The sequence below is a fragment of the Promicromonospora sp. NPDC060271 genome (assembly GCF_042726755.1).
In the GTDB taxonomy this organism is placed as follows: Bacteria; Actinomycetota; Actinomycetes; order Actinomycetales; family Cellulomonadaceae; genus Promicromonospora.
The window spans coordinates 1-12,587 of record NZ_JBHXBG010000155.1 but is presented as its reverse complement, the minus strand read 5'-3'; the positions used below and the strand labels follow the sequence as shown (position 1 = coordinate 12,587).

The following is a 12,587-nucleotide window of genomic DNA, read 5'->3' as shown; positions in this document are numbered from 1 at the left end:
CATCCGGTTTCTGGGCCGGATCGCTCGGTGTGCGCGGCCAACGCGTCAGCGGGCTCTCGTCGCGCCGTCCGCCAGGCCTCGGGCGTAGGCCTCGGCCGAGCCCTCGCGGAACAGGTCGTCGACGCTGCTGCGGACCAGGACGCGGGCGCCCGGACCGTCGTCGGCGGTGACGTGGTGGCCCATGCCGCGCACGACGGCCACCGCGCGCCCGCTCGCCTTCCCCCGGACCAGCTCGGATGCCGCCGCGATCTCGTCGACGACGGCGGTGACCGTCACGTTGAGCGGGCGGCCGTGGGAGTCGGTGCTGCCACGCAGGTCGTCCGTCGGCGTGATCCCCGCGCAGCCGATCGCTATGTCGACCAGGGCGTCGCGCCAGGGCCTGCCGGCCGTGTCCGTGACGACCACGCCGATACGGCGCAGACCGAGCCGCTGGGTGAGCGCGGCACGGATCGTCCGGGCCGAGGCGTCCGGGTCGACGGGCAGCAGCAGGACCGTGCCCTCGGGGGTGTTGCTCGCGTCCACACCCGCCGCCGCCATCACCAGGCCGAGCTTGTTCTCGACGATCCGCAGCGGCGGCAGCCCGGGCCGTTGCCGCTGGGCGACCACGCGGACGGTCTCGTCGGTGATCGCCTGCTCGCGGTCGTCGGCGGCCACCACGCGGCCCTCCGCCTTGGACACGATCTTCGACGTCACCACGACGACGTCGCCGTCCTGCGGCCGGTCCCGCTCGTCCTGGCCCGCCAGGAGGCCGGCGACCAGCTCGCCGAGGTCGTCGCCGGGGCTGATCTCGGGCAGCCCGTCGGGGGCCCAGATGCTGAGTCGTTCCACGGGACCATCCTCACACCGCTGCCGGGCACCCGAGCACGGTGCCGCCCGTGGTCGTCGTACCGTGGCCGTCGTACCGAGGCGGTCGTGTCAAGGCCGTTGTATCAAGGCGGTCGGCCGTGCCGGCGCGGTACTCTGCCAGGCGTCCAGGCCACAGCCGTCTGGTTCACCGATGTCTGTTCACGGATGTCTGGTTCACCTGTGTCTGGTTTCGTACTGCGATCGATGGGGGAAACGTCCGGTGCTGCACGACCCGCCCGCTCAGAGGACGGTTCCCGTACCCGAGCCGGCCGCCCTGCGGTCCGGCGATCCCCGTACCATCGGGCCGTTCCGGGTACGGAGCCGGCTGGGCAGCGGCGGCATGGGCGACGTCTACCTCGGGACCACCCGGCGCGGGCAGGAGGTCGCGATCAAGCTGATCCGGGGAGCCCAGCTCCACGACGACGAGTTCCGCGCCCGCTTCCGGCGGGAGGTGCGGGCCGCCGCCAAGGTCCGCAGCCGGTTCATCGCGAACCTGATCGACGCCGATCCGGACGCGGAGCTGCCCTGGCTCGCCACCGACTACGTCCCCGGCCCGACCCTCTCGCAGGCTCTCGCCGCCACTGGTCCGCTGCCGGAGGACGAGGTGCTGCGCCTGGTCGCCGGGGTCGCCGAGGCGCTGCACGAGATCCACCGCGCCGGTCTCGTGCACCGCGACGTCAAGCCGGGCAACGTGATCCTCGGACCGGACGGTCCCCGCCTGATCGACCTGGGCGTCGTCGCCTCGGCCGGTGCGACCCGGCTGACCATGACCGGGCAGCCGGTCGGGACCCCCATGTACATGGCCCCTGAGCAGGCGTCGGGCAACCGGACGACGTCGGCCGCCGACGTGTGGGCGCTGGGCGCGCTGGCGTACTACGCCGCGACCGGGAACCACCTCTTCGAGGGTGACCACCCGGCGGTGGTGCTGTACCGGGTCGCGGCGTCCCCGCCGTCCTACGACGACGCTCCCTCGTACCTGCGCCCGTTCCTCGACGCCCTGCTCGTCAAGGACCCCGAGCACCGGCCGACCCTCGACGCGATCCTGCACTCCCTCGGCGCTGCCGAGCCGGCCGGTGCCACGCTCCCCCTGGCCAAGCCGGGGCGCGTGCGCGGCACCGAACGTCGTGTACGACGGGCCGGCGTGCTGCGGAGCGACGGACGACGAGGCCGCCGACGGCGGCCCCTGGTGGTCCTGGGCTCGGTGGTCGCCGGGACGGCGGTGCTGGCGGGGGCTGCGTTCGGCATCTGGACCTCGCTCACCGGTGACGACCGGGAGCCCAGCGGCACGGGGCAGACACTGACCACCGCACCACCGCAGAACAGCCCGAGCCCCGTCCAGGTGGCCGCCGACGGCACCCGGGAGCATCCCTGGCCACTGGGAACACCCAGGCACCTGGACAACGGCTCGTGCTGGATCGCCAACGTGACCGGGGTGGAGGGGCGGCAGGCCACGCTCAGGCTCGCGTGCGACCAGGCGGGGACCGAGCTGTACGGCAACCCGACACCGAGCGCGCATCTGGGGATCTACGCCGTCGGGCCGGACGGGAAGGCAGTGGAGAGCACGGTCGCGGACGCGACGGCGCAGGACACGTTCTGGACGCAGGGCAACCTCACGGACACCATGCCGGTGACCGTCACGGTGACACTGCCCGACGTCGGTCCGCTGGCCGCGGTCGAGGTGCGACAGCGGTCCTACGGCTACGGCTGGCACTGGGACGCCACAGGCTGACGCCTGGGGCCGCCCCACCGGCCCGGGGCCGGGCATCACCGCACGAGCTTGGGCAGCACCTCTCGGCCGAACGTCTCGATCCACTCGCGCTGGTTGCGGCCCACGTTGTGCAGGTAGATCCGGTCGAACCCGAGGTCCACGTACCGCTGGATCGACGCCCGGTGCTCGTCCGGGTCGGCGGAGATCAGCACGCGCCCCTCGAAGTCCTCGGGGCGCACCATCCGCGCGAGCTGCGCGAAGTCGTGCGGCGAGCGGATGTCGGACCGGGGGAACCGCATGCCGCCCACCGGCCACTCGGTCAGGGCGTTGGCAACCGCCTCGTCGTGCGTGGGCGCCCAGGAGAGGTGGAGCTGCAGCGCCTTCGGCATCCGCCCCGGGTCGCGGCCCGACTCGCGGGCTCCGTCGGTGAACCGGGTCAGCAGCGACGCCATCCGGTCCAGCGGCGCGGCCTGCGTGATCAGCCCGTCCGCCGTCCGCCCCGCGCGGCGGGCGGTGACCGGACCCGCCGTCGCGACCAGGATCTCGGGGGCCACCGCGGGCATGGTCCACAGCCGTGTCGACTCCAGCTTGAAATACGTGCCCGCATGCTTGACGTCGCGGCCGGCCAGCGAGGCGGCGAAGAGCTTCTTGATGATCTCGACCGCCTCGAACATGCGGTTGATCCGCTCGGCGGCCTCCGGCCAGTAGCCGCCGACCACGTGCTCGTTGAGGGCCTCCCCCGAGCCGACACCCAGCCAGTGCCTGCCCGGGTTCATCGCCGCGAGCGTCGCCGACGCCTGGGCGACCACCGCGGGGTGCCACCGGAACGTCGGCGCCGTCACCGGACCCAGGTCGCCCGTGGTGTGCTCGGCGGCCGCCGCGAGCACGTTCCAGACGAAGCCCGCCTGCCCCTGGGCAGGGGTCCAGGGCTGGAAGTGGTCCGCCGCCATGACGCCGGAGAAGCCGTGCGCCTCCGCGAGCGCCGCCAGCTCCACGGCCTCCCGGGGCGCGAACTGTTCGAGCATCGCGGCATAGCCGATCGTCACCACGCCGACAGCCTAGACGGCGGGGGCTGCGTTCAGCGGGTGGCCTCGAGCACGCGTTCGGTGAGTGCCTGACTACGGAAGCCGGCCGTGCGCTCGAAGGGTCTGCAGCGCCCCGAGGGTAACGATGCCGCGCCACTCCACCGCCTGCCCCGGTGACCAGTGCAGGAAGTCGAAGTCCCAGCCGCCGTCGTCGAGCTGCTCGCTCTCCAGCCGGTCGAGCTCCGCCGCGATCAGCTCCGCGGAGAACAGCGCCCGGCTGGGCGCGCCGGGCCTCGCCGACAGCTCGAGGGGCCTGAGCTTCTCGTCGCTCTGCCCGCCGTCGACGGGGATGGTCCCGTCCTCGCGCAGGAGCGGTCGCACCCGCTCGATCGCGGCGGCCGCGCGGTCCGGCTCGGGCACGGCGTCGAGGAAGTGGACGGCGAACTCGACCGTGTACCCGCCCACGAGGGCTTTGTCTCCCTCGATCTGTGCCCAGCACCACGCGGTCGCGGTGTCGAGCCAGGGATGGTTCACGCCGAGCTCCCACAGGTGGCCGGCGATCGCGTAGGTGAGGAGCCCGCTGTCGCTCGGCTCCGCCATCCAGGGCGCCGCCGGGTAGCCGACGCCGGTCGGCAGCACGTGCGGCACCCGGCCGTCCGGCAGCGCCACCGAGGCCAGCCAGTCGGCGGTCTCGGTGGCCAGCCGCATGACCGCGGGGTCGGTGGCGGCGCCCAGCTCGGCGAGCACCGCGAGCGCGGACAACGCGCCAGAGACCTGGCTGTCCGGCCCGCGCAGGTCGGGTTCGAGGGCGTGGCCCCACCCGCCGTCGTCGTTCCGGTAAGGACGCAGGGCGTCCAGGACACGGCCGGCCGGCGCGCCGTCGAACAGCACCGCGAGGCGGTGCCGCTCCAGCAGCCGGGCGTCGTCGTAGATGAACCGCCTCGCGGCTTCCATGTCGATACTCGTCGTTGTGCTCATGAATCCGACGCTAGGCGGCGGTCAGTGCGGCGTCTTCCAGAAAACGGACAGGTGTGAGGCCGGTCAGGCGGCGCACCTCGTCGGACATGTGCGCCTGGCTCGCATACCCGGCAGCGGTGGCACGTTCCGCGAGGGACGACGACGCGCCCACGGACAGGCCGATCAGCCGCCGCAGCCGGGCCACCCGCCCCAGCATCTTCGGCCCGTAGCCGACGGCGTCCACGGTGCGGCGATGCAGGTGCCGCTCGCTCACGCCCAGGTCCTCGGCGACGCCGGAGATCCGCGAGCCAGGCGCCCCGAGCCGCCGTGCGGCCGCCGCGACCAGCCCGTCCCGTTCGGCCCTTCGCCGCAGCACCGTCCGAGCGAGGAGGTCCAGCCGCCCCGAGGGATCCGCCGCGCTGAGCGCGTCGGCGAGCGCAGGGCCGACGTCGGGCCACACGTCGGCGAGCGGTACCCGCAGGTCGCGCACCTCCGAGGCAGGGATACCGAGGACGGCGCCGGCGGCGCCCGGCCGGAGCCGGATGCCGCTGGTCGGTGACGCCGCCGTGTCGTGCGACCGGGCGACCACCGGGCCCGTGTCCGCGCCGACGACCACGAGCTCTCCCTCCAGCCGGACCAGGTCCACACAACCGTCGGGGATGATGCGCTGCTCGTAGCCGGGCGGCAGGTCGTGCTCCCACAGGCAGGCCACCACCGGCAGCAGGCCGGTGGGCGGTGCGAGCTCACGGTAGGTCACGAGATCCACGCTACGTCGACCCACTGACACCCACATCGTTGCGGAGCCGCGACCCGCCCGGGGAGGGCCTGGCCCGACGCCGGGGCCGGACCGAGTGTCAGTGACCGGTGGCAGAGTCGAGCCATGCCCCGCACCCTGGCTCGACCGAGCCGTCGCCCGAACCGCCGAACGAACGAGGCCGGCGCCCAGCGCCGCACCTCGTGGCGTCGTCGTGCGCTGCGGGTGGCCGCTGTCGCGGTCCCGGCCGCGCTGCTCGCGGCGGGGGCCTCGTCGTACGCGGCGGTGGTCACCGGGCGGATGGCGGCCGACCCGGCGCGGGACACGCTGATCGTGCTCGCGGCGGTGAGCGCGGCCGTCATCGTGCTGGACGCCGTGACGTGGCTGGTCGTGCAGCGTGCGGCGGCCCGTGCGGAGGCCACGCTCCGGGTCGACCTCGCCGCGGCGGCCCTGGACCAGCCCCTGCCCGCGCTCGAGGAGCAGGCGGTGGGCGAGCTCCTGGACCGCGTCAACGGCGATCCCGAGCGGCTCACGCGCGCGATCAGCGGTATCGGCATCACGCTGGGGCAGGCGGCGATCAGCCTGGTGGCCGGGTGGGTGACCGCCGGCCTGGTGTGGTGGCCCGCCTGGATCGCGTTCCCCCTGGTGGCCGCCGTGGTGCTCGTGTTCGCGCGCCGGGCGGCACGGCCGCTGCGCGACCTCAGCAGACGCAGCTCGGAGGCCGGCTCCGACCACATGGCACAGCTCGAGGAGGCGATCGCCGCGCGGGACGACCTGCGCACAGCCCACGGCCAGCGGTACGTGCTGCGCCGGTACGCCGAGCTCGCGGCACGCCAGATCCGGCTCCGGGAGGAGTGGTCGGTCGTGTTCTCCCGGGTGCGCCTGCGTACAGAGCTCCCGCTGGACGCACTGGTCGGCGCCGTCCTCGTGGGCGGGGTGTGGGCGGTGACGGGAGGCACGCTCGACGTCGCCCGGCTGGTCACGCTGTGGCTGCTCGTCACGGGGTTCGTCGGCCGGGTGGACGTCCTCGGCCGCCTGCTGCCGCGCGTCGAGGAGGCGATCGGCACGTTCCACCGTGTGCGCGACCTGCTGGGCGTGCCGGCGGAACCCGCGGGCGGCGACGCGTTCCCCCGCCGTGCCGCCGGGGTGGACGTCGAGCTGCGTGACCTGACGTTCGGCTACGGCGGCGGCTTCCGCCTCGGCCCGGTGTCCCTGACCATCCCGGCCGGCAGCACGTGTGCGCTGGTGGGGCGCACGGGTTCGGGCAAGACGACCCTGACCAAGATGCTGTCCCGGGCGGTCGAGCCGCCGACGGGGAGCGTCTTCCTGGAGGGCCAGGACATCACCGGTCTGGACCTGCACGAGCTGCGCACCCGCGTCGGCGTCGTCGGGCAGCGCACCGAGATCCTGGCCGCGACCCTGGCCGAGAACATCACGCTCTGGGCGCCGGTGTCCGCGGAGCGCGTGGAGCAGGCGGTGGAGGCCCTCGGCCTGCGGGCGTGGGTCGCGTCGCTGCCGAACGGCCTGGACACCCGTCTCGGGTCCGACGGCGTGACCCTGTCCGCCGGGGAGGAACAGCTCGTCGCCTTCGCGCGCCTCCTGGTACGCGACGTCGAGGTGGTCGTGCTCGACGAGGCGACCGCCCGGATGGACCCGGCGACGGCGGAGCGGGTGACCCTCGCCGCCCAGGCACTGCTCGCGGGCCGGACGGCGCTGGTCGTCGCGCACCGGCTGCCCACCGCGCGGCACGCCGACGCGGTCGCGGTGCTCGACGGCGGACGCCTGGTCGAGCACGGCCGGTGGGACCGGCTGGCGGCCGCGGACGGGCACTTCGCCCAGCTCGTCGCCGCGGCGGGGCTCACGGACACCGGCACGGACACCGGCACCGACGCCGGCACCGACCGCGCCCGACGGACCGCGCCAGCGAGGCTCGCCGTCGCCGACCGGGCGCCGGGCTCCGCACGGGCCGGGCAGAGCCGGGACCCCGCCCCGCTACCCCGTGCGTCGATGGTCCGCGCGGTATGGAGCACGCTGCGCGCGCGTCCGCTCGGCCTGCTGCTCCCGGCCGTCGTCTGGGAGCTCACCGACTACCTCACCGCCACCGGCCTGATCGTGGGCTGGCTGTGGGCGTCGCTCGTCGTCGACCTGGAACAGGGCTCCGCACCCTGGTTGCTCGCCTGCGCCGTCCTGGCCGCCGTGGTGGCCAACACCCTGCTGCCGTTCACCGTCCGGCTGACCAGCGCCCGCTGGTGGGCCGACTCGCGGCTGCGGCTGCGCCTCGCCGTCCTGCGCGGGCAGACGGCGCAGCGGCGCACGGTTCGGGATGCTCCTGGCGAGATCGCCGCGCGGGCCCAGGAGGAGTACCGGCTCACCGGCCACACCCAGGCCTGGCGCGAGGTCGTCACCGCGCCGTTCACGCTGGCGCTGCTCGTGGTGCTGAGCGGCAGTCTCCTCGCCGGTGCGATCGGGCTGGTCATGGCGGCGGTGATGTTCACGGCGCAGGTGCTGGGCAGCCGGTCGGTCGCGGCCGCCGCACGGCGCGCCGGTGACGCCGCCGCCGAGCTGGGCCGCCTGCTCGGATCAGCCCTCGACGCGGTGCGTACGGTCAAGCTCGCCGCCGCCACCGGCGGTGTCCTCGCCCAGGTCGCCCGGGTGGACGGGCGCCGCGTGCAGGCCTCGCTGCGCGAGGAGCGCACCAGCTTCCTCGTCGGGCTCGCGCCCTCGGTGCTGAGCCGGATCGCAATGGTCCTCGCGTGGTCGCTGCACCTCGGCGGCACCTGGTCGCTCGCCACCACGCTCCTGGTCAGCACCTCGATAGGTACCTTCAGCTGGATCGGGTACGGACTGGGCGAGCTCGTCACCAGCGCCGCGTCCGCCCGCCGCTGGGTAGAGGTCACCTCCCGGTATGCCGGCACGGAGCGGCTCGCCGACGTGCCAGGGGACGTGGACCTGTTCGCCGGCACCGCGGACCCCGCGGCGACGGACTCCGCGGCATCGGGTGCGGCGGCGACCGCCCCCGCCACGCCGGGCCCCCTGCGAGAGCTGCGGCTGGACGACGTCAGCGCGACGCACGACGACGGCACGGTGGGCGTAGCGGGCGTGGACCTCACGGTCGGGCAGGGCGAGCTCGTGCTGATCGTGGGGCGGGTCGGGTCCGGCAAGTCGTCGCTGCTCGGGGCGCTCGCAGGTCTCGTCGACGTCGGCGGGCGGCTGAGCTGGAACGGCGAGCAGATCACCGATCCGGAGACGTTCCTGCGCCCGCCTCGTGTCGCGCATGTCGCACAGGTGCCGCACGTCGTGTCGGGAACCCTCGCGGACAACGTGCGGCTCGACCACGACCGCCCCGTCACGGGTCCGGTAGCCGCCGCCGGGCTCGGCCGGGACATCGCGGAGGCAGGCGGCACCGACACGCTCGTGGGGCACCGCGGCCTGCGGCTGTCGGGCGGTCAGGTGCAGCGGCTCGGCCTGGCCCGGGCTCTGGCCACCGGCTCCGACCTGCTCCTCGTGGACGACGTCTCGTCCGCTCTCGACGCCGTCACCGAGGCGGAGGTCTGGTCCCGGCTGCGGTCCGCCGGCACGACGGTGCTCGGCACCACGTCGCGCGCGGCGACCCTCGCGACCGCCGACCGGGTGGTGGTTCTCGACGGCGGGCGGGTCGCCGCCGTCGGGCGCTGGCGTGACCTGGAACCGCACTGGTCCCACCTGGCCGGCTGACCATGGGTAGTGCTCCCCCTGCCAGGGTCGAGACAGCCGCTGCGGGCGCTGGTAGCGTCCGAGACCGATCACGGGCGAGCAGCCCACGACTCGTCAAGGAGCACCTCGTGCGCGCATCCCGGACCGTCCCCGCCGCCCTGGCCGCCGCGGTCGCAGCCATGGCCCTCGCCGGCTGCACGCCGGAGGGTCCCACCGAGCAGGCGCCTCCCCTCGACGAGGCCGTCACCACCTACACCGACCTGTACGACGACGTCCTGGCCGCCCTCCGGGAGACGCCGGACGCGCGCGACCTGACGTGGGCCGAGTCCCTGGCCACCTACCCGTCGGTCACCGAGCAGGAGGACGGCCTCTGCTACCTCTTCGTCACGAACGCCAACGGGACCGGCACCATCGATGACGCCCAGGCACTGCTCGCCGCGCTCGCCGCGCAGGTCGACCCGGTGCTCGAGGAGCACGGCATGGAGCCGATGTCCGAGCAGCAGCACTCCGAGCACGGTGGCGAGATCTGGGTCGAGTCCGTGGCCGCCAACGGCTGGTCGGTCGAGCTCAGTGGCGGCGGCCAGTCGTCGCCCGCGCAGCAGGACGCCGTGGTCGAGCTCTCCATCGACGGCCCGGTCGCCACCGACACCTGCACCGACGCGACCCTGGAGCAGGCGCTCGCCGATGCCGGCTGAGCCGTACGGGGAAGAACTGCCGATCACTCCGTGACCGCGGATTCGTGTACTTCGGCTTGCTCGAATCTGGGACACTGGTGCGCATGAGCACTCCTGCCTCCTCCGGGCCGATGGACCCGGCCGCGACCACACCCGCCCTCGACTCCTCGGCCGCCGAGGTAACCGGCGCCGACGTCGTCCGCGCGGTGGTCAAGGAGGTACCGGACAAGGTCAGCACGGACGGTCTCGAGACCAAGTTCGACGAGCGCTGGACCGCCGAGCAGACCTTCGCGTTCGACCGCACCAAGACCCGCGACGAGATCTACTCGATCGACACCCCGCCGCCCACGGCGTCGGGCTCCCTGCACGTCGGCCACGTGTTCAGCTACACGCACACCGACATCGTCGCGCGCTACAAGCGCATGCGCGGTCTCGAGGTCTTCTACCCCATGGGCTGGGACGACAACGGCCTGCCCACGGAGCGCCGCGTCCAGAACTACTACGGCGTGCGCGTCGACCTGTCGCTGCCCTACGACCCGGACTTCACGCCTCCGTTCGAGGGCACGGGCAAGAGCGTCAAGGCCGCCGACCAGGTTCCGGTCAGCCGTCGCAACTTCGTGGAGCTGTGCGAGCGCCTGACGGCCGAGGACGAGAAGCAGTTCGAGGAGCTGTGGCGTCGCCTCGGCATCTCGGTGGACTGGGCCCAGACGTACCAGACCATCGGCGACAGCGCGCGCGCCACGGCGCAGCGCGCGTTCGTCCGCAACCTGCAGCGCGGCGAGGCCTACCAGGCCGAGGCGCCGGGTCTGTGGGACGTCACGTTCCAGACCGCCGTCGCCCAGGCCGAGCTGGAGGCGCGCGACTACCCCGGCCACTTCCACAAGATCGCCTTCCACCAGGCCGACGGCGAGCCCGTCTACATCGAGACGACCCGGCCGGAGCTGATCCCCGCCGTCGTCGCGCTCATCGCGCACCCCGACGACGAGCGCTACCAGCACCTGTTCGGGACCACGGTGAGGTCGCCGCTGTTCGGCGTCGAGGTCCCCGTGCTCGCGCACCACCTCGCCGAGCCGGACAAGGGCGCCGGCATCGCGATGTGCTGCACCTTCGGCGACCTCACCGACGTGCAGTGGTGGCGCGAGCTGCAGCTTCCCACGCGCTCGATCGTCAACCGCGACGGCCGCATCACGAGCGAGGTGCCGGAGTGGCTCCCGGGCGGCCCGGGCGCCGAGCTCTTCGAGGCCGAGGTCGCGGGCAAGACGACCTTCAGCGCGCGCAAGGCGATCGTCGACGCGCTCGTCGCGTCGGGCGACATGCCGACCGAGCCGGTGGCCACCCAGCGCAAGGCCAACTTCTTCGAGAAGGGCGACAAGCCCCTCGAGATCGTGACCTCGCGCCAGTGGTACATCCGCAACGGCGGCCGGGACAAGTCGCTACGCGAGGAGCTGCTGGGCCGCGGCAAGGAGCTCGACTTCCACCCCGACTTCATGCGGGTGCGGTACGAGAACTGGGTCAACGGCCTGAACGGCGACTGGCTGGTCAGCCGCCAGCGCTTCTTCGGCGTCGCGATCCCGCTCTGGTACCCGGTCGACGCGAACGGCGAGGTCGACTACGACCGCCCGATCGTCCCGGCCGAGGAGACCCTCCCGATCGACCCGACGTCCCAGGCGCCCGCCGGCTACACGGAGGACCAGCGTGGTCAGGCCGGTGGCTTCGTCGGCGACGCCGACGTCATGGACACCTGGGCGACCTCGTCCCTGACCCCGCAGATCGTCGGCGGCTGGGAGCGGGACCAGGACCTGTTCGACCGCGTGTACCCGATGGACCTGCGCCCCCAGGGCCAGGACATCATCCGGACCTGGCTCTTCTCCACGGTGGTTCGCTCACACCTGGAGAACAAGGTCCTGCCCTGGAAGAACGCGACCATCAGCGGCTGGATCCTCGACCCGGACCGCAAGAAGATGTCGAAGTCCAAGGGCAACGTCGTCACGCCGATGGACCTGCTCGTGGAGCACGGTTCGGACGCGGTGCGGTACTGGGCGGCGTCCGCCCGCCTGGGCACGGACGCGGCGTTCGAGGTCGGGCAGATGAAGATCGGCCGCCGGCTGGCGATCAAGGTCCTCAACGCCTCGAAGTTCGCGCTGTCGTTCGGCGGCGGCGCGGGCAGCGAGATCGCGCTCGACCCGGCGGCCGTGACCGTCGCGCTGGACCGGTCCATGCTCGCGGGGCTGGCGGACGTGGTCGAGCAGGCCACCACCGCGCTGGAGTCCTACGACCACACCCGCGCGCTCGAGCTCACCGAGACGTTCTTCTGGGCGTTCTGCGACGACTACCTCGAGCTCGTCAAGGACCGCGCCTACGGCGCCGGTGACGACGCGGCGAACCTCTCCCCCGAGACGACGTCGGCCCGGACCACGCTGGCGATCGCGCTCGACACCATGCTGCGGCTCCTGGCGCCCTACCTCCCGTTCGCCACCGAGGAGGTCTGGTCCTGGTGGCGTGAGGGCTCGGTGCACCGCGCGGAGTGGCCCGTCGCGGGGCCGCTGCGTGCGGCGTCCGACGGCGCCGACCCGGCCGACCTCGCGGCGGCCGGGCACGCCCTCGCGGCGCTGCGCAAGGTGAAGTCCGAGGCCAAGGCCTCGATGCGCACCCCGATCGTCGCCGCGTCGCTGGCCGTGCCCGCCGCGTCCCTGACGGCCGTCGAGACCGCGGCCCTGGACATCAAGGCCGCCGGCCGCGTCACGGGTTCGCTCGACCTGGTGGCCGCTGCCGAGGGTCAGGGCGACCCGGCCGTCCAGGGCGGCATGGTGGTGACCTCGAGCGAGCTGGGCGAGGCCCCGCCCCGCAACAAGGGCTGACCCGAGCGGTTCCGCGAAGTAGAGCGCCTGTCCGAGTTCCTCTGGTGACACCAGGGAGACCCGGACAAGCGC

Annotated in this window: 8 protein-coding genes; 4 read left to right on the top strand and 4 right to left on the bottom strand. The window is 73.5% G+C overall.

Translation table 11 applies throughout. The annotated features are described in order from the left end of the window. Positions 1–45 precede the first annotated feature (45 nt). Positions 46–828, bottom strand: coding sequence for a coenzyme F420-0:L-glutamate ligase (cofE, locus tag ACFWE2_RS20170; RefSeq protein ID WP_377225993.1), 783 nt, complete (start codon positions 826–828; stop codon positions 46–48). Between the two features lie 238 nt (positions 829–1,066). Here cofE and ACFWE2_RS20165 point away from each other — a divergent pair, with 238 nt between their 5' ends. Further along, positions 1,067–2,575: a protein kinase gene (locus ACFWE2_RS20165; protein ID WP_377225992.1), complete on the top strand. Its 1,509-nt coding sequence runs from the start codon at positions 1,067–1,069 to the stop codon at positions 2,573–2,575. Between the two features lie 35 nt (positions 2,576–2,610). On the opposite strand, the gene ACFWE2_RS20160 is transcribed toward ACFWE2_RS20165, so the two are convergent. The 3 genes from ACFWE2_RS20160 to ACFWE2_RS20150 all read right to left on the bottom strand — a co-directional run bounded on the left by ACFWE2_RS20160 (position 2,611) and on the right by ACFWE2_RS20150 (position 5,293). Then, positions 2,611–3,603 carry a TIGR03557 family F420-dependent LLM class oxidoreductase gene (locus ACFWE2_RS20160; RefSeq protein ID WP_377225991.1) on the bottom strand — a complete coding sequence of 331 codons (993 nt, stop codon included), beginning with the start codon at positions 3,601–3,603 and terminating at the stop codon, positions 2,611–2,613. Positions 3,604–3,672: 69 nt separating this feature from the next. Then, positions 3,673–4,557, bottom strand: a complete 885-nt coding sequence (locus ACFWE2_RS20155) for a hypothetical protein (RefSeq protein ID WP_377225990.1) — start codon at positions 4,555–4,557, stop codon at positions 3,673–3,675. Between the two features lie 10 nt (positions 4,558–4,567). Then, a complete protein-coding gene (locus ACFWE2_RS20150) occupies positions 4,568–5,293 on the bottom strand; it encodes a DUF6597 domain-containing transcriptional factor (RefSeq protein ID WP_377225989.1) in 726 nt (241 codons plus the stop codon). 123 nt (positions 5,294–5,416) lie between these two features. Between ACFWE2_RS20150 and ACFWE2_RS20145 the strand changes: the two genes are divergently transcribed. The 3 genes from ACFWE2_RS20145 (at position 5,417) to valS (ending at position 12,515) form a co-directional block, all read left to right on the top strand. After that, the gene (locus ACFWE2_RS20145; RefSeq protein ID WP_377225988.1) at positions 5,417–9,004 is read left to right on the top strand and encodes an ATP-binding cassette domain-containing protein; all 3,588 of its coding nucleotides are present in this window, start codon (positions 5,417–5,419) and stop codon (positions 9,002–9,004) included. 107 nt (positions 9,005–9,111) lie between these two features. Further along, positions 9,112–9,678: a hypothetical protein gene (locus tag ACFWE2_RS20140; protein ID WP_377225987.1), complete on the top strand. Its 567-nt coding sequence runs from the start codon at positions 9,112–9,114 to the stop codon at positions 9,676–9,678. A gap of 83 nt (positions 9,679–9,761) precedes the next feature. Further along, positions 9,762–12,515 carry a valine--tRNA ligase gene (gene valS, locus ACFWE2_RS20135; protein WP_377225986.1) on the top strand — a complete coding sequence of 918 codons (2,754 nt, stop codon included), beginning with the start codon at positions 9,762–9,764 and terminating at the stop codon, positions 12,513–12,515. The last annotated feature ends 72 nt before the right edge of the window (positions 12,516–12,587 follow it).